The sequence below is a fragment of the Azospirillum oryzae genome, assembly GCF_900177515.1.
GTDB lineage: Bacteria > Pseudomonadota > Alphaproteobacteria > Azospirillales > Azospirillaceae > Azospirillum > Azospirillum oryzae_A.
The window spans coordinates 359,773-377,308 of record NZ_FXAK01000008.1 but is presented as its reverse complement, the minus strand read 5'-3'; the positions used below and the strand labels follow the sequence as shown (position 1 = coordinate 377,308).

12 protein-coding genes are annotated in these 17,536 nt (G+C 69.0%); 8 read left to right on the top strand and 4 right to left on the bottom strand.

Annotated features, from left to right (window positions below):
- Positions 1-57: 57 nt before the first annotated feature.
- The 4 genes from B9N97_RS27705 to B9N97_RS27690 all read right to left on the bottom strand — a co-directional run bounded on the left by B9N97_RS27705 (position 58) and on the right by B9N97_RS27690 (position 6,923).
- Positions 58-1,413 (bottom strand): extracellular solute-binding protein, encoded by a 1,356-nt coding sequence (locus B9N97_RS27705; RefSeq protein ID WP_085091044.1) that lies wholly within the window; start codon positions 1,411-1,413, stop codon positions 58-60.
- Positions 1,414-1,622: 209 nt separating this feature from the next.
- A complete protein-coding gene (locus B9N97_RS27700; RefSeq protein WP_085091043.1) occupies positions 1,623-2,969 on the bottom strand; it encodes a sigma-54-dependent transcriptional regulator in 1,347 nt (448 codons plus the stop codon).
- A 10-nt stretch (positions 2,970-2,979) separates the two neighbouring features.
- Positions 2,980-5,439 carry an ATP-binding protein gene (locus B9N97_RS27695; protein ID WP_244560964.1) on the bottom strand — a complete coding sequence of 820 codons (2,460 nt, stop codon included), beginning with the start codon at positions 5,437-5,439 and terminating at the stop codon, positions 2,980-2,982.
- Positions 5,430-6,923 (bottom strand): ABC transporter substrate-binding protein, encoded by a 1,494-nt coding sequence (locus B9N97_RS27690; RefSeq protein ID WP_085091042.1) that lies wholly within the window; start codon positions 6,921-6,923, stop codon positions 5,430-5,432. The genes B9N97_RS27695 and B9N97_RS27690 overlap by 10 nt, the downstream gene beginning before the upstream one ends.
- Before the next feature lie 359 nt (positions 6,924-7,282).
- On the opposite strand from B9N97_RS27690, the gene B9N97_RS27685 reads away from it, so the two are divergent.
- The 8 genes from B9N97_RS27685 (at position 7,283) to B9N97_RS27650 (ending at position 17,534) form a co-directional block, all read left to right on the top strand.
- Positions 7,283-7,807: an RNA polymerase sigma factor gene (locus tag B9N97_RS27685; protein WP_085091041.1), complete on the top strand. Its 525-nt coding sequence runs from the start codon at positions 7,283-7,285 to the stop codon at positions 7,805-7,807.
- Positions 7,808-7,908: 101 nt separating this feature from the next.
- Positions 7,909-8,949: a FecR family protein gene (locus tag B9N97_RS27680; protein WP_085091040.1), complete on the top strand. Its 1,041-nt coding sequence runs from the start codon at positions 7,909-7,911 to the stop codon at positions 8,947-8,949.
- 160 nt (positions 8,950-9,109) lie between these two features.
- Positions 9,110-11,569 carry a TonB-dependent receptor gene (locus tag B9N97_RS27675; RefSeq protein WP_244560963.1) on the top strand — a complete coding sequence of 820 codons (2,460 nt, stop codon included), beginning with the start codon at positions 9,110-9,112 and terminating at the stop codon, positions 11,567-11,569.
- 36 nt (positions 11,570-11,605) lie between these two features.
- Positions 11,606-12,754 carry a PepSY-associated TM helix domain-containing protein gene (locus tag B9N97_RS27670; protein ID WP_085091039.1) on the top strand — a complete coding sequence of 383 codons (1,149 nt, stop codon included), beginning with the start codon at positions 11,606-11,608 and terminating at the stop codon, positions 12,752-12,754.
- Positions 12,751-12,936, top strand: a complete 186-nt coding sequence (locus B9N97_RS27665; protein ID WP_085091038.1) for a hypothetical protein — start codon at positions 12,751-12,753, stop codon at positions 12,934-12,936. The genes B9N97_RS27670 and B9N97_RS27665 overlap by 4 nt, the downstream gene beginning before the upstream one ends.
- A gap of 139 nt (positions 12,937-13,075) precedes the next feature.
- A complete protein-coding gene (locus B9N97_RS27660; protein WP_085091037.1) occupies positions 13,076-14,941 on the top strand; it encodes an ABC transporter ATP-binding protein in 1,866 nt (621 codons plus the stop codon).
- 50 nt (positions 14,942-14,991) lie between these two features.
- A complete protein-coding gene (locus tag B9N97_RS27655) occupies positions 14,992-16,527 on the top strand; it encodes an ABC transporter substrate-binding protein (protein ID WP_085091036.1) in 1,536 nt (511 codons plus the stop codon).
- A gap of 83 nt (positions 16,528-16,610) precedes the next feature.
- Positions 16,611-17,534: an ABC transporter permease gene (locus B9N97_RS27650; protein WP_085091035.1), complete on the top strand. Its 924-nt coding sequence runs from the start codon at positions 16,611-16,613 to the stop codon at positions 17,532-17,534.
- Positions 17,535-17,536: the final 2 nt, after the last annotated feature.

Here is a 17,536-nt window from a genome sequence, read left to right as displayed (position 1 = left end):
TGAGCTTGGAAGGAAGGAGGGGACGCGACCGGCGCGTCCCCCTGGCGCGGCGGCGCGTCAGCGCACCAAAGCCATCGCCTCGTCAGCCTTCTTGCGGGCGGCAGCGTAGTTTTCCTTGGCGAAGGCGGCCCATTTCTGCTCGACCTGCGCCTGGCGCTCCGGCACCGCGTCCTTGGCCGACTTGCGCTCGACGGTGAAGGCGCCGGCCAGCTGCGGGTCGGCGGCCTGCTCCGCCGTCACCGGCATGGCGGCTACGAGGTCGCGCGCCTCGGCCAGCAACGCCTTGGCCTTGTCGTTGGGCTTCTTGGCGAGCGCCGCCTCGCCCTGCTGGATCGCCTTGGTCGCCGCCTTGAGATCGTCGAGCTGGAAGGTGATGAGCTGGTCGAACAGCGCATCCACCACATTGTAGCGGGCCTGCGAAACCTCGACGTCGAAGTTCACCTGGGCGCCCAGCGACTTGTCCTTGAACGGGTTGGGGTAGCCGGCGGGCGCCTTCTCATAGGTCGCGGGATTGACCGGCAGGCGGCGGATCGCCGGCTCCAGCAGGACCTCCTGGCCCTTCGGCGACAGCAGGAAATCGACGAAGGTCTCGGCCGCCGCCTTGTTGGGGGCGTTCTTCACCACGCCGATGTTCGCCGGCACGATGGTGGTGACGGTGGGATAGACGAACTCCACCGGGAAGCCCGACGCCTGGGAGGACAGCGCAAAGAAGTCGATGACGATGCCGACCCCGAAGGCACCGGAATTGACGCCGTCCGGCACGCCGAAGCTGCGTTCGGTGATGGTGCGGTAGTTGCCGGCCATCTCCTTGTTGGTGCGCCAGCCCTTTTCCCAGCCTTCGCCCTGGAGGATGGTCTCGATGGTCAGGTGCGTCGTACCCGAGCGCGACGGGGCCGAGATCGCCACATGGTCGTAATAGGCCGGCTTGGTCAGATCGGCCCATTCCTTCGGCGCCGGCAGATCGTTGGCCTTCATGTAGCGGGTGTTCCACATGATGCCGTAGCCCGACGCGGCAAAGCCGGAATACATCCCTTCGGGATCGTTGACGGGATAGGCGCCGACCTTCTCCGGAATGCCCTCCACCTTCGGCTTGTAGGGCTGCAGGAGCTTGGCCGACTTCAGCACCTCGAACGCATCGGGCGCCGACGCCCAGAACAGGTCGACGCCGTTGTTCGACGCGGTTTCCTGCAGATACTTCACGCCGGCGTTGGTGTTGCGGTTCAGGATCTCGACGGTGACCTGCGGATGGGCCTTCTGGAAGGCCTGCTGGAAGGCGGTCGTCAGGTCCTTGGGAAAGGAGGTGACGATGACCAGCTTGCCGCTGGCGTCCTGGGCGAAGGCGGTGGCGCCGGACAGCAGCAGGACGGCCAGGGCGGCGGCGGCGTTGCGCAGGGTGCGCGTGGTGCGAAGCATCGGTGTTGTCCTCCCCTCGATGTCTTATGCTCGCCTGTTCAGCAATCGGCATGCCAGATGATCCGCCCTTGCACGGCCGGCATCCGGGCGGCATCGATGGGTCAGGACGGGAACATCGGTCGGGGCGGCGGGGTAACGTCGGGAACATGGGCCAGGAGGAGTGGGCCGGGAGGAGTGGGCCGGGAGGAGTGGGCCGGGCTTCGCTCCGCTCATTCCTCCAAGAAATCGTCCCGGCTCAGGCCATGGTGGCGCATCTTCAGATACAGCGTCTTGCGGGTGATCCCCAGCCGCTCCGCCGTTTCGCCGACGCGCCCGCCGCAGCGGGCCAACGCGTCCTCGATCAACTGCTTCTCGATGTGGTCGAGTTGGTCGGCCAGCGGCTCGATCTCCGCATCCCCGGCCGCCGGCAGGGCGGACGTGGCGGGGGTAAGGCCGTCCCCCAGCCCCAGCGCCACCCGTTCGGCGACATTGCGCAGCTCGCGGACGTTGCCCGGCCAGGGATGGGCGGCAAGACGGCCAAGCGTGGCGGCGTCGAGCGGCGGCGGCGTCCGGCGCGACCGGGTCGCGGCGGCGTCGAGGAAATGGCGGAACAGCAGAGGCACGTCCTCCCGCCGTTCCCGCAACGGCGGCAACGGCACGGTGACGACGTTCAGCCGGTAATAGAGATCCTCGCGGAACCGGCCTTCGCCCGCCAGCTTCAGCAGATCGACCTTGGTGGCGGCGACCACCCGCAGGTCGAGCGGTATCGTGCGGTTGGCGCCGATGCGCTCGATGGCCCGTTCCTGCAGCACGCGCAGCAGCTTGACCTGCAGATGCATCGGCATGCTCTCGATCTCGTCGAGGAACAGGGTGCCGCCGGCCGCGAATTCCAGCTTGCCGATCCGCCGGCCCTGCGCCCCGGTGAAGGCGCCCGGCTCATGGCCGAACAGTTCACTCTCGATGATGGAATCGGGCATGGCGCCGCAGTTCAGCGCGACGAAATTGCCGCTCCGCCGCCGCCCGGCCTCGTGCAGGCTGCGGGCGACCAGCTCCTTTCCGGTGCCGGTCTCGCCGAACAGCAGCACGTCGACCTCCGCGTCGGCAAGGTTGGCCACGGCGGCGCGCAGGCGCTCGATGGCCGGCGAGCGGCCGATGATGCGCCCCTCCGCCCCGCCGTCGGCGAGCTGGGCGCGCAGGCGCCGGTTCTCCAGTACCAGCGCGCGGTGATCCAGGGCGCGCCTCACCAGCTCGACCAGATGCCCCGGCTCGGCCGGCTTCTCGATGAAGTCGTAAGCACCCTCGCGGACGGCGCGGATCGCCATGGCGATGTCGCCATGCCCGGTGATCAGCACGACCGGAACCTCCGGATCCACGGCGCGGACCCGCTCCAGCAGGGCGAAGCCGTCCATCCCCGGCATCCGCACGTCGGTCACCACGATCCCCGGCCAGGAGGAGTCCAACCGCGCCAGGGCCGCCTCGGCCTCGGTCACCGCCTGGACGGCCAGCCCTTCCAGCTCCAAGGTCTGGCGGCTGGAATCGAGCACTTCCGGATCGTCGTCGATCAGCAGGACGGTCATGGCGGGGCTTTCACGCACGGATCAGGGTGAGGGCGAAGGCGGTTCCGCCGGGGCCGCTCTCGGCCACCGACAACACGCCGCCGAAGTCGCGGACGATGTTGTACGAGATCGACAGCCCCAGACCCAGCCCCGTTCCCATCGGCTTGGTCGTAAAGAAGGGATCGAAGATCTGCCCGGCCAGCCCGGCGGCGATCCCGGACCCGCTGTCTCGCACCTCGATGCGGACGCTGTCGGCCTCCCCCGCCTCCGCCCGGATCAGGATGCGGCGGACCGGGGCGCCGGCCACGGCATCCAGCGCGTTGCTCAGCAGATTGACCAGGACCTGCTCCAGCCGCACCTCCTCGGCGCGGACCCGCAGGGGGGCACCGGCATCCGGCAACTCCACCGTGATTTCAACCGCCTCCCCGCGCAGCCGGTCGCCGAACAGCGACAGCGCCCCCTGGATCACCGGCGCCAGCTCCACCGCGCCCAGCCGGCTGTCGGGGCGCCGGGCGAAGCGCTTCAGATGGTTGGTGATGTTCGCCATGCGCGTCGTCAGGTCGGCGATCTTGCCGAGGTTGCCGCCGGCCTCCTCCGTCCGGCCCAGCTCGATCAGCTTGCGGCCGTTGTGGGCGTAGGAGCGGATGGCGGCGAGCGGCTGGTTCAGCTCATGCCCGACGCCGGCGGCAAGCTGGCCGAGTGCCGCCAGCTTGCCGGCCTGGACCAGCTCCGCCTGCGCCTCGCGCAGGTCGCGCTCGGTGCGGCGATGCTCGGCGATGGCCCGTTCGAGCCGGTCGTTGGTGGCGCGGAGATCGGCGGTGCGCTCCTGCACCGTGCGTTCCAGGATGTGCTGGGCCTCCACCCGCTCGGTCATGTCGGTCAGCGTGACGATGAAGCGCTGCTGCTGGCGGTGCCAGAAGGGACGGACGCCGACCTGCACCGGCACCACCCCGCCGTCCGGACGCCTCCCGGTGGTCAGGATCGACAGGGCCGGCGCGACGCCTTCCTCAGGACCGGCGGACACCTGGGCGAAGAAGGCCGCGACGCGGGCGGCGCCCTCTTCGTCGAGCCGGTCGGCAAGACGGGGCGCGCCACCCTGCTCCGCATGACCGCCGGGCGGCGGCGCGATCAGGGCAGCGGCGAGCGGGTTGACGAACTCGATCACGCCATCCGCGTCGGTGATCGCCAGACCCGCCTGGGCATTGTCGATCATCGCCTGGGCGTTCGCCTCCTCCACCGCGATGGCGGTGTCGCGGAACACCAGAAGCGCCGCCGCCATGTCCGACAGTTCGTCGTTGCCGCCCAGCGGGATCTCCGCCTTCAGGTCGCCGGCGGCGATGGCGCGGGCGGCGTCCCCCAGCCGGGTCAGGCGGGAGATCAGGTTGCGGTTGACGTAGAGCCACGCCACCAGCACGGCCACCAGCAGGCTGACCAAGGCGCTGGCCAGCAGGGCGGAGCGGCCGAACGCGATGGCCTGGGCGGAGCGCCCGGCGGCGGCGCGGGAATCGCTCTCCACCGCCTGGACCTGCCGGGCGATCAGCCCGTTCAGCCGGGCGACGATGTCCCGGTTCCGGGCGAGCAGTTCCTGCCCGCGGGCTGCGGTCTCCAGCTCTTCCCGGCGCAGCGCCGGCACGCCGCCATCCGTCCCGCGCGCCAGGGCCAGGAGCTGGCCCACCACCTGACCCAGCGACACGCCGTCGGGCCAGTCGGCCAGCGCCGCGAGGTCGCGTTGCAGCCGGTCGGCGGTCTCGTCGAGGAATCCGGCATTGTCGTCCAGCATCTCGGGCGTGGCGAGCGTCGCCGCCCGCGCGATCAGCCCGACGGCAAGGTTGCCGTTGGCGCCGATCTGCAGCACGGCCTCGCTCCGCCGGTTCTCCTCCCGCAGGACGCGGACGGCATCGGCGGACGGCTTCCCGCTTTCCACCGACGCCAGGGCGCTTTGGATGTTGAAGCGCGCGTCCGCCACCAGCGGTTCGATCTCGTCGAGGAAATCGGCGTGCAGCCAGCGCAGCCGCTCGATGGCCTCCTGGTTGCGGCGGCCGAGCGCCAAGCGGTGCCGCACCGTGCCGTCCAGCTCCGACAGGTTGCGGCTGAGCGCATCGACCACCGGGCGCAGGCCGGGAACGCCGCCCTCGATGGCGTCGGTCAGCGACCGCAGGGCGGCCAGACGGCGGCCGAGCGTCTCGCGGATCGCGTCCATCTCGGCCTCCGTCCGGCTGCCGGCCAGGACGGGAGCGGTGGCGATGATGGCGCCCCCCTCCTCCGCCAGCTTGGCCGCCAGCCCCAGCGCCGGCAGGTGGCTTTCGGCGAACTCGTCCAGCGTGCCGCCCAGCCGGTCATAGGACAGCCAGCCGAGCACGCAGGCCACCACCGACAGAACCGCGACGGCGACGAAGGCGAGGAAGAGGCGGACCCGGATGCCGAAGCGCATCGGCCACGTCCCCACTCCCATAGCCCCCGCCTGAACGCTCGCCTGGACACTCATGGCCATCCCCCCTCTCCCGCCGCCACGCGCAGGATGACCAGGGCCCGTTCGGACGCCGACAGGGCCGCCTCCAGCCGGTCCTTGGAAAAGCTTCGCCATTCCGCCTCCAGTTCTCCCTGCCGTGCCGAGACCGGCATGCCGCGGGCGGGACGGCGCAGCGCGGCGGAAAAGGCCGGATCGGCAGCCTGGGCGGCGCTGACCGGAACCCCGGTGGCGGCCTTTCGCGCGGCGCGAAGCAGGTCGCGCGCCACCGGATCGGGGGTGGCGGCGAGACGGGCTTCGCCCTCATGGATCAGTTGCCAGACACGGTTGAGCGTCTTCACCCGGAATGTGATCAGCTCGTCGAACAGCAGGTTGACCAGTTCGTAGCGCCGGCTGGACAAGCCCCGGTCGAAGAGGAAGAGGTCGTCGCCGGTCTCCCGCGCATAGGGATTGGGGTAGCCGGCGGGTGCGTCGGCATAGCTGTCCGGACGCACCGGCAGCCGTCCGATGTCGGGACGCAGCATCAGCTGCTGCCCGGCCTGCGACAGCAGGAAATCGACGAAGACGTTCGCCCCCGCCGGATTGGGTGCGCCCCGCAGGATCGCGACGCTGGCCGGCAGGAAAACGCTGTCCGCCGGATAGGCAAACCGCAAGCTGCCGGCCGCCGCCTGCTTTCCTTCCACCTCCGGCCCTTGTTCTGCCGGCCCTTGTTCCGCCGGCCCCTGCTCCGTTGACTGACCCGCCGCCTGTCCCAGGAAGTCGATGGCCAGCCCGATGCCGAAACGACCCTTGGCGACCCCTTCCACCACGCCGTAGCTGCGCGCCGTCACCGTGGCGAGGTTGCCTGCGATTTCAAGCCATGTCGCCCAGCCGCGCTCCCAGCCCTGGAGTTGCAGCACCGTCTCCACCATCAGATGCATGGTGCCCGATCGCGACGGCGCCGTGATGCCCAGGTGCCGGGCATATCCGGGACGCCGCAGATCCTCCCATCCCCGGGGAGCGGCAATCCCATGCCGGTCGAGGTAGGACTGATCCCAGACCAGTCCGTAACCGGACAGCGCGAAGCCGAGATAGGTGCCGTCGGGATCGTCGACCGGCTGGTTGCCGATGGTCGACGGGGCACCGGTCGGCCGCGATGCGATCGGGGTCAGCAATCCCGCCGCCTTCAGAACCTCGAACGCATCCGGGGCTGATGCCCAGAAGACATCGACGCCCTCGCCTTCGCGGTCCTGCAGCCGGGTGATCGCCGCGGTGGTCTTGGTGTTGATCACGCGCAGATGCCGGTCCGGATGAGCGCGCTCGAAGGCCTCCCGCACCGGCTCGTAGAATCCGGCGGGAAACGACGTCAGGACGATGATCGTCTCCGATTCCGTGCCCGTCAGGTCCCGACCTGCCGCTGCGACCGGGGCCAGCAGAACCAGGACGACCGCCAGCCAGCGCACCAGGCGTCCGCCGCGCCGCAAGCCCCATCGCGGCCCAGCGATCGTATCGCGCGTATATCCGTCCATGCTGCCTCCACCGGCCCCGGCCCCCGAACTGCCCAGCACCCCACACTGCAATGAACTTGTCCAGTTCCGAGCACCGGCAGCGGTTCCGGCGGGCAACTTGTTACACACAAGATTGCGACGTTGCATCAACGGGTCTGACATCGATCCCGCCGCACATGCCTGCGGCCGAGGCTGCCCAAGGCGCCCTGCGATAATAAGAATGGTTCGCATTCTAAGGTCAGTGCGGCTATACCGGTGTGACCGGCATCGAAGGGGATGGCCCCAGGGATGCCGATCCCCTCATATCGGCCAGTCCGCGCATCCGTGACCGACAGCTTCCGCCCTGCCCTGACCGCTGACCTCCGTTCCTGGCCCGTCCGATGACCGGGCCCGTCGGCACCTGGGCGCGCAGGATCGCGGAACTGTTCGATGCGCATCGGCTGCGGGTGGAGCGTGCCATCGCCCGGCGCACCGGCGATCCGCAGACGGCGGGCGATCTGGCGCAGGATGCCTTCCTCAGGCTGGCCCGCCTGCCCGATGGCGAGGCGGTGCAGAATCCGGCCGGTCTGCTCTATGTGATGGCCGACCGCATCGCCCTGGACCATTGCCGGGCAGCCCGCCGCCAGCGCCTGCGCGAGGCCGGTCCGCCCGACGAGGCGTTGCCGGCCGCGGGCCCCGGCGCCGACGCGGTGGTGGAGCGGAACCAGACCATGGCCCGGCTGCGCGGCGCCATCGACGCCCTGCCGCCAAAGACCCGCGAGGTCTTTCTGCTCTACCATGTCGAAGGCCTGCCCTACCGTGCCATCGGCGAACGGCTCGGCATTTCCCCGCGCACCGTGGAGTACCATCTGCGCACGGCGCTGGAACAGTGCCGCGCCCACATGAAGCGGCGCCCCCCGCGATGATCGGCAATTTCCTTTCCCCTGCAGGCAATTTTCTTTGAGGGATCGGCCTGCGCTGGTCGTCTTACCAAACACGAGGCAACGGGAGCTTGCGGCAAGACGCGATGGACCATCGGGATGAACGGCAGAGGGACCCGGCAGACGGGGAGCCGGCAGACGGCGGACCTGCAGACGGCGGACCGGATGGGGATCGCCTGTTCTCGGAAGCCAACGCGTGGTTCTTCCGCCTGCAGTCCGACGACCTCACCCCGGCGGAGCGTACCGCCTTCGCCGACTGGCTGGCCCGCAGTCCGGCCCATTCCCGTGCCTGGAGTGAAGTGCGGACCCTCCTGCACGACCTCAAGGAGCCTGCCCGCGCCGCCTATGCCGGATCCCGCATCGCCCCTCCCCGCCGCCCCGTGGCGGTTCGGGTGCGGCGCTTCGCTGCGGCGCTGGCGGTCCTGCTGGTGGCGGGCGGGCTCGGCGTCTGGCGCGGACCGACGCTCTACCAGAATGCCATTGCGGATCAGGTGACCTCGACCGGACAGCGCCGGACTTTGACCCTGCCGGACGGCTCCACCGCGGAGATGAACGGCGACACCGCGCTGGCGCTCGATTTCCGGGACGGTGAGAGGCGCGTCCGCATCCTGCGCGGCGAGGCATGGTTCCACGTCACCCGAGATCCCGACCATCCCTTCGTCGTCGATGGCGGGGCGGGGGCCGCCCGCGTGCTGGGCACAAGGTTCAGCGTCCGGCGCGAGGACGACCGCACGATCGTCACCGTCGGCGAAGGGCTGGTCGAGGTCTCCGCCCATCCAAGCACCGACAGCCACGCCCCCTGGCCCGACAGCGTCCGCCTGCACGCGGGCGAAAGTGCGGAGGCAGACTCCCACGGCCTGACCGGGCCGCGGACGGTGGATCCCGCCGTTGCCTTCGCATGGCGCCAGGGTCAGATCGTCTTCCGCCAGCAGTCGCTGGCCTCCGTCATCGCCGCGCTGAACCGGCAATGGCCCGGTCGCGTCGTCCTGCTGAACGACGAGGCGGCGGAGCGCGTGGTCTCCGGCGTCTTCGCGCTCGACCGGCCGGATGCCGTGTTCGATGCGCTGGAACGTGGCCTGGGGGTGCGCGCCACCCGCATCACCCCCTACCTGACACTGCTCCGCTGAAAAAAGCGGGAGGGCTGAAAAAAACTTCCCAGGGATCTCCGTCCGCCCATCGTCATCACCGGGAAAGAAGAGAATGAGACGCAGTCGCAAAAAAGCGGCGCGGTCTCTCACCGGATGACAGAGGCGAGTGATGGCATCGGCAAAGTTTGGACTGAGGGATGTGACGACCGGACGCCGGGGCAGCGTCCAAGGCGGCCTGTTCGGCCGCGTGTTCCTGGGGCGGCTGCTGGCGACGACGGTGCTGATCGCGCCGGGCCTCTTGCTCTCCAGCGTCCCCGCGGCGATCGCGCAGACGAACCCGGCCGGCGCGGTGACCTTCGCCATTGCGCCGCAATCGGTGGACGGGGCGCTCGCCGCCTTTTCCGCCGCGACCCGCATCCAGGTGCTGAGCCCCGGCGCGGTGACGCAGGGCGTCGACTCCCCCGGCGTCAGCGGTTCGATGTCGGCGCGTGAGGGGCTGAACCGCCTGCTGTCCGGCACCGGGCTAACCGCCCGCTTCCTCAACACCGAAACCGTGACGGTCGAGCGCGTGGCCGCCGGCGGCGCCATCCAGCTCGATCCGGTGCAGATCGAAGGCAGCGGGGGCGCGACCGGTCCCGGCGCCCTGCCCCCGGCCTATGCCGGCGGTCAGGTGGCGCGCGGCGGGCGCATCGGCGCGTTGGGCAACCAGGACGCGATGGATGTTCCGTTCTCCGTCACCGGCTACACCGCCGAAACCATCCGCAACCAGCAGGCGGATACCGTCGCCGATGTGCTGGCCAACGACCCGGCGGTGCGCAGCGGCCTCGGCTACGGCAACTTCGCGGAGAGCTTCGTCATCCGCGGCTTCCAGCTGATGGGCGAGGATCTGTCGATCGACGGACTCTACGGAACCGCACCGCGCCAGATCGTCGCCACCAACATGTTCGAACGGGTGGAGGTGCTGAAGGGTGCCAACGCCTTTCTGAACGGCGCTGCCCCCAGCGGGTCCGGCATCGGCGGCGGCGTCAACCTCGTGCCCAAGCGGGCGGAGGATGAACCGCTGACCCGCCTGACCGCCAGCTATGCCATGGACAGCCGCTTCGGCCTGTCCGCCGATGTCGGCCGCCGGTTCGGCGACGCCAACCAGTTCGGCGTGCGCGTCAACGCCGCCGTCCGCGGCGGCGAGACCGCCATCGACGACGAGGGGCGGACGCTGAAGCTCGGCTCCCTGGCGCTCGACTATCGTGGAGAGCGCGCCCGCATGACGCTCGACGTCGGCACCCAGACCCAGCGGGTGGAGCAGGGCCGCCCCGTGGTCTATTTCGGCAACTTCGTCCCGGCGGTTCCGTCGGCTTCGCAGAACTATGCGCAGCCCTGGTCCTATTCGCAGATGCGCGACACCTTCGGCCAGATCCGGGCCGAATACGACATCCTGCCCAACCTGACCGCCTATGGCGCCTTCGGCCTGCGCAGCATGCGCGAGGACGGCGACTATGCCTCCCCCACCGTCACGCGGGTCGACGGCACCGGCACCGTCAGGCGCCTGACCGTCCCGCGCGAGGATTTCACCGCCACCGGCCAGGCCGGCATCCGGGCCGACCTGCACACCGGCCCGGTCAGGCACCAGCTGAATGCCGGCGCCTCCGCACTGCGGACGACCAACAACAACGGCTTCGAATTCGGCACGACCACCGCCATCAACCTCTACAATATGGTCGGCTTCCCGCGCCCGGCGACGACATCGGCCAGCGGCATGGTCGGCGATCCGCCGAAGGTCAGCGAGTCCGTGCTGCGCAGCGTCTATGCGTCGGACACGCTGTCGATCCTCGACGACCGGGTGATGGTCACCGCCGGCCTGCGCCAGCAGAACATCCAGGTCCGCGGCTACAACCGGGCCAACGGAGCCCGCACCTCCGATTACGACCAGTCGGCGCTGACGCCGGTGGTCGGACTGGTGGTGAAGCCGATCAAGGAACTGTCGCTCTACGCCAACCGCATCGAAGGGCTGGCGCAGGGCCCGACCGCCCCGTCCACGGCGGCCAATTCCGGAGAGATCTTCGAGCCCTACCGCTCCGTCCAGTATGAGGTCGGCGGCAAGCTTGACTTCGGCAGCTTCGGCGGCTCGCTGTCGCTTTTCCAGACCACCCAGCCCAGCGGCGTCACCGACGCGTTCACCCGCATCTACAGCGTGTCCGGCGAGCAGCGCAACCGCGGCATCGAGCTGATGCTGTATGGCGAGCCGGTGCAGGGCGTCCGGCTGCTGGGCGGCGCCACCTTCATCGATCCGGAACTGACCGACACCGGCAGCGCCGCGACCGAGGGCAAGGACGCCGTCGGCGTGCCGCGCCACCAGTTCAACGCCAATGTCGAATGGGACCTGCCCTTCCTCCCGGCTTCCTTCCCCACCGTGACGCTGACCGGGCGCGTGATCCACACCGGGTCGCAGTATCTCAACACCGCCAACACGCTGAAGATCCCCAGTTGGACCCGCTTCGACATCGGCGCGCGGATGGTCACCGACGTCCAGGACCGTCCGGTCACCGTCCGGGCGGCGGTGGAGAACGTCACCGACAAGGCCTATTGGGCGTCGGCCTATGGCGGCTATCTGAGCCAGGGCGCTCCGCTGACCGCCAAGCTGTCGCTGTCGGTCGATTTCTGAACCGTGCATTCCTAACGGCGGCATGAGGAGTGCCCGATGACCAACCGAACCATCCGGATTTGGACGCTGATCCACAAATGGACCAGCCTGATCTGCACGCTCTTCATGCTGCTGCTGTGCCTGACCGGCCTGCCGCTGATCTTCCATGACGAGATCGAGGCGCTGACGGAAGAAGACAACCTTCCGTCCATGCCGGCCGAAACGCCCCTGAAATCATTGGACGAGGCGGTTGCCTCGGCGCTGGCCACATATCCCGGCGAACGGCCGCTGTTCCTCAGCTTCGACGAGGACCGGCCGGTGGTGAACGTCACAACCGGCCCGACCGCCCGTCCGCCGGTGTCGCAGATGCACATCTCCGCCATCGACCTGCGCACCACGCGGATTCTGGCCGACCTGAACGACGACCAAGGCTTCATGCATGTGATGCTGCGCCTGCATGTGGACATGTTCGCCGGGCTGCCCGGCGAACTGTTCCTCGGCTTCATGGGCTTCCTGCTGTTCCTCGCCACCCTGTCCGGCGTGGTGATCTATGCCCCCTTCATGCGCAAGCTGTCCTTCGGCACCGTGCGGGCCGGGCGCAGCAGGCGGCTGAAATGGCTCGACCTGCACAACATGCTGGGGATCGTCACGCTGATGTGGGTGGTGGTGGTCGGGCTGACCGGCGTCATCAACACCCTGTCGGTTCCGCTGGTCGCCTATTGGCGCGCCAACGAGCTGGCGGCGATGATCGCCCCCTATGAGGGCAAGCCGATGCCGGAGCACTTCGCCTCCGTCGACGCGGCCGTCCGCACCGCCATGGAGGCCGCCCCCGGCATGCGCCCGCAGTTCATCGCCTTTCCCGGCGTACGCTTCTCCAGCAACCACCATTACGCGGTGTGGCTGAAGGGAGCCACGCCGGCCACCAACCGGATCCTGACCCCCGCCCTGATCGACGCCGAGACCGGTGCCTTCACCGACATGCGTTCCATGCCCTGGTACATGCTGGCGCTGCGGCTGTCGCAGCCGCTGCATTTCGGCGATTACGGTGGGCTGCCGATGAAGGTCCTGTGGGCGGTGCTGGACGTGCTGACCATCATCATCCTCGGCAGCGGCCTGTATCTGTGGGTCGCCCGCCGCCGCGGTGCCCAGGAGCAGGCCGGCGCAAGCCCCGGCCTGCGCGCCGTCACCGGGGAGGCCGCGGAATGAAGCCGCGCGCTCCCCTCCCCCTGCCGGCGATCTTCGGCATTCCCGCCGCAATCGCGCTCGTCACCACCGCCGGGCTCGTCACCGCTCTGCTGGACGACGGGCTGATGGACACGCTGTCATGGGCGGCGCTGTCCGTCCCCATTCTGGTGGCCGCTTGGGCCTGGCGGAAACGCGAGCGCTGACGGCTCCTCACGACCCCACGGCGGGGGCCGGATGATAACATCCGGCACGGTTATCGATCCGAAATAATGCATTGACGGAACTGGCGGATCCGGGAAACCTCAGTCTCTTGACAATAGGGACACCAAGGTTCCGCGCCCGATGCAGTCGTCCACCCGGAACGCCTCTCCAACCCCCGCACAGCAGGCCACGCCACCTTTGCTCAGCGTCGAGGGCCTGTCCGTCGCCTTCGGCGGGCAACGCGTCATCGACGACCTGAGCTTCCGTGTTGATCCGGGGCGGACGCTGGCGATCGTCGGCGAGTCGGGGTCGGGCAAGTCGGTGACGTCGCTGTCGGTGATGCGGCTCGCCGACATGGCCGGGGCGCGCTTCCCCACCGGCCGCATTCTGTTCCAGGGCAGCCGGGGGCCGCGCGACCTGCTGACGGCCACCCAGAAGGAGATGCGGGCGATCCGCGGCAAGGAGATCGCCATGATCTTCCAGGAGCCGATGACCTCGCTGAACCCCGTCTTCACCATCGGCGACCAGATCGGCGAGACGCTGATCCTGCACGAGGGCATGGGCAAGGCCGCGGCGGCGGCGGAGGCCCGGCGGCTGCTCGACATGGTCCGCCTGCCTGATGCCGCCCAGATCCTGAAGCGCTACCCGCACCAGCTCTCGGGCGGCATGCGCCAGCGGGTGATGATCGCCATGGCGCTGGCCTGCCGGCCCAGGCTGCTGATCGCGGACGAACCGACGACCGCGCTCGACGTGACGATCCAGGCGCAGATCCTGACCATCATGCGCGACCTGCAGGCCGAACTCGGCATGGCGATGATGTTCATCACCCACGACATGGGCGTGGTGGCCGAGATGGCGGACGACGTCGTCGTCATGTGGAAGGGCCGCAAGGTCGAGGAGGGCCGCGCCGCCGATCTCTTCGCCACCCCGCGCCAGCCCTACACCCGCGCCCTGCTGGCCGCCGTGCCGCGGCTGGGCGCCATGGCGGGGCAGGACCATCCCCGCCGCCTGCCCTTGACCGTTCTCGACGGCGACCAAGTCACCAGTGTGGGCGAGGCCCGGGTGCAGGACACGGCCGACTACGGCGCGGCCCCCCTTCTGTCCGTCCGCGACCTGTCCGTCCGGTTCAAGTCCAGGACCAACTGGCTCGGCCGCGCCACGCATCAGGTTCATGCGGTGACGCAGGTCTCCTTCGACATCCATCCGGGCGAAACGCTGGCGCTGGTCGGCGAATCCGGCTCCGGCAAATCGACGATCGGGCGCACCATCCAGCAGTTGCAGGACGCGACCTCGGGCCGCATCTCGTTCCATGGCCGTCCCCTGTCGGAGATGGGCGCGGCCGACCGCAACCGGCTGCGGCGCGACGTCCAGTACATTTTCCAGGACCCCTTCGCGTCGCTGGATCCGCGCAAGACGGTCGGCTTCTCGGTCGCGGAGCCGATCCGTACCCATGGGCTGCTCGACGACGAGCGCGAGATCCGCAAACGGGTGGACGGCCTGCTGGAGCGGGTCGGGCTCTCCCCCGCCCACGCCGCCCGCTACCCGCATGAATTTTCCGGCGGGCAGCGCCAGCGCGTCTGCATCGCCCGCGCGCTCGCCTCCGACCCCAAGCTGATCATCGCCGACGAGGCGCTGTCGGCGCTCGACGTGTCGATCCAGGCGCAGGTCATCAACCTGTTCATGGATCTTCAGGCCGAACGCGGCCTCGCCTACCTTTTCATCAGCCACGACATGGCGGTGGTGGAGAAGATGAGCCACCGGGTGGCCGTCCTCTTCCTCGGCCAGATCATGGAGATGGGGAGCCGGCGGCAGATCTTCGAAAGCCCGGCGCACGACTACACGCGGCGCCTGCTGTCCGCGGTCCCCGTCCCCGACCCGGCGCGGCGGAGCCGCCGCGCCCTGCTGGACGGGGAGATCCCGAGCCCCGTCCGCGCCGTCGGCGACGACCCCGCGGTCCTGCCGCTGGAAGAGGTGCAGCCGGGCCATTTCGTCCGCCGGAGCGCATGACCCGGCGCCCTCGTCAACCAACAACAACCATCGATCAAGGAACAGGCGTCATGGCATTGGGTGTGAAGGGGATCAAAACCGCGTTCATGGCGGCGCTGCTGGCGGGGACGGCCTTCATGGCGACGCCCGCGGATGCGGCCGGGAAGCTGACGATCTCGTCGCCTCAGGATCCCGGAAGCTGGGACCCGATCGACACCTTCCTGGTCAACTGGGCCTCGGTCGGCACCAACATCTTCGACGGGCTGACCTACCGCGGCCCGGACCGCAAGCTGGTGCCGGGGCTGGCCGAATCCTGGACCGAGATGGACGGCGGCAAGCGCATCCGCTTCAAGCTGCGCAGCGGCGTCACCTTCCACAACGGCGAGCCGTTCAACGCCGCCGCCGTGAAATTCACCTTCGACCGGCTGCTGGGCGAGGAAGGGGCGAAGGGGCCGCAGCGCTCCAACTACGTCGCCATCGACAGCGTCGAGGTGATCGACGACACCACCGTCGATTTCAAGCTGAAGGCGCCCGACCCTGTCCTGCTGACCAAGCTGGCCGGCTATGGCGCGATGATCGTCCCGCCGAAATACATCCAGGAGAAGGGCGACGCCTTCTTCAACGTCAACCCGGTCGGCACCGGGCCTTTCAAGTTCGTCTCCTATGCCCCCAAGACCGGCATCAAGCTGGAGGCCAACCCCAACTACTGGGGCGGCGCGCCGAAGCTGTCGGAGGTCGAATACCGCTTCATCACCGAACCGGCCACCGCGGTCGCCGAGCTTCAGGCCGGCCGCGTCGACGTCGTCCTGCCGCCGACCATTCCCATCGGCATGGTCCCGGTCATCCAGGCCGACCCGAAGCTGACGGTGCTCAGCATTCCGGGGCCGACGGTGGACGCGCTGCGCTTCAACACCAAGTCCGGCATCACCGCCGATCCGCGGGTGCGCAAGGCGCTGATCATGGCGGTGGACCGCGCCGCCATCGTCAAGTCGATCCTGGCCGGCCAGGCGTCGGAAATCGCCAGCTTCCAGGGCGAGCTGTCCTTCGGCTACGATCCGGCGCTGAAGCCGCTGCCCTTCGATCCCAAAGGCGCGCAGGCCCTGCTGGCCCAGGCCGGGGTGAAGCCGGGCGCCGCGGTGCAGATCGACATCCGCGGCAACGACGCCACGATGAACGAGGTGGCCCAGGCCGTCGCCGCCTATCTGGGCGCGGTCGGCGTCGTCGCGACGATCAAGCCGTACGAGACCAACGTGCTGCTGAACGACATCATCCCGCAGGGCAAGACCGGCGCGATGTTCCAACAGAAATGGGGCGGCTGGACCTTCGACTACGACAACACCGCCTACGCCATGTACCATTCCGGCGAGAAGTGGAACCCGTACGAGCAGGACGCCGATCTGGACAAGCTGCTGGAATCGCAGCGCGCGATCACCGACGTGGCGGAGCGCGAGCGCATCCTGAAGCAGATCGCGCACACCGTCGCCGACAAGGCGCTGGAGATGCCGCTCTACAACTCCAACGCCATCTACGGCGTTGCCAAGCGGGTCAAGAACTTCCCGCCGGCCTCGGACAACCGTCCGAAGCTGACCGAAGTGACGGTGGACTGACCGCCCGTCCGGCGCCGCCCTTTCCCTCGGGGAGCGGCGGCGCCGGATGTGGTTTTGCTCCGTTTTTCCCAGGGTGGCACGTCTTGGCCGGTTTCCTTCTCAAGCGCCTGATCCAGGCGGTCTTCGTCATGGTGGTGGTGACGCTGGTCGTCTCCTTCGCGATCCGCCTGACGGGCGACCCGGCCCTCATGCTCACGCAAGGGGCGGGCAGCATCACCGAACAGGATCTGGAGCGCATCCGCGAGGCGCTGGGGGTCAACCGGCCCTTCCTCGTCCAATATGGCGGCTTCCTGAGCGGGCTGCTGCGGTTCGACTTCGGCAACAGCTTCCTTGGCGGCACCCCGGTGTCGCGGCTGATCGCCGACGCGCTGCCGGCCACGCTGCTGCTGGCGCTGGTGTCGATGGCCGTTTCCATCGCCCTGTCCATCCCGCTCGGCATCCGGGCGGCGACTGCGCGGGGCGGGGTCGCCGATCAGGCGATCCGCATCCTGTCTCTGGTCGGCCTGTCGGTGCCCAATTTCTGGCTGGCGACCATGCTGGTGCTGCTGTTCGCCATCACCTTGGGCTGGCTGCCGCCGAGCGGCATGGAAGGCCCCTCGAACTTCATTCTGCCGGCGGTCACCATGGGCGTCATCCTGACCGCGACCAATGTGCGGCTGGTGCGCAGCGCCATGCTGGAAACCCTGCAGTCGCAGTATGTCATGGTGGCGCGCGCCAAGGGGCTGAGCGAGGGCAAGGTCCTCTACAAGCACGCGCTGCGCAACTGCGCCATCCCGCTGATCACCTATTTCGGCCTGCAGTTCGGCGGCCTCTTGGGCGGCATCGTCGTGGTGGAGCGCGTCTTCAACTGGCCGGGGCTCGGCACGCTGGCCTTCGACGCGGTGGCCGCGCGCGACTACCCGGTGCTCCAGGGCGTCATCACCGTCCTGTCGCTGCTGATCGTCGGCGTCAACCTGCTGGTCGACATTGCCTATGGGCTGGTCGATCCGCGCATCCGGACCTCGTGACC

Coding starts and splice junctions, on each gene's coding strand:
- B9N97_RS27655 (WP_085091036.1), top strand. CDS start 14,992: ATGGCATTGGGTGTGAAGGGGATCAAAACCGCGTTCATGGCGGCGCTG.
- B9N97_RS27685 (WP_085091041.1), top strand. CDS start 7,283: ATGACCGGGCCCGTCGGCACCTGGGCGCGCAGGATCGCGGAACTGTTC.
- B9N97_RS27700 (WP_085091043.1), bottom strand. CDS start 2,969: ATGACCGTCCTGCTGATCGACGACGATCCGGAAGTGCTCGATTCCAGC.
- B9N97_RS27665 (WP_085091038.1), top strand. CDS start 12,751: ATGAAGCCGCGCGCTCCCCTCCCCCTGCCGGCGATCTTCGGCATTCCC.
- B9N97_RS27690 (WP_085091042.1), bottom strand. CDS start 6,923: ATGGACGGATATACGCGCGATACGATCGCTGGGCCGCGATGGGGCTTG.
- B9N97_RS27670 (WP_085091039.1), top strand. CDS start 11,606: ATGACCAACCGAACCATCCGGATTTGGACGCTGATCCACAAATGGACC.
- B9N97_RS27680 (WP_085091040.1), top strand. CDS start 7,909: ATGGACCATCGGGATGAACGGCAGAGGGACCCGGCAGACGGGGAGCCG.
- B9N97_RS27660 (WP_085091037.1), top strand. CDS start 13,076: ATGCAGTCGTCCACCCGGAACGCCTCTCCAACCCCCGCACAGCAGGCC.
- B9N97_RS27695 (WP_244560964.1), bottom strand. CDS start 5,439: ATGGCCATGAGTGTCCAGGCGAGCGTTCAGGCGGGGGCTATGGGAGTG.
- B9N97_RS27705 (WP_085091044.1), bottom strand. CDS start 1,413: ATGCTTCGCACCACGCGCACCCTGCGCAACGCCGCCGCCGCCCTGGCC.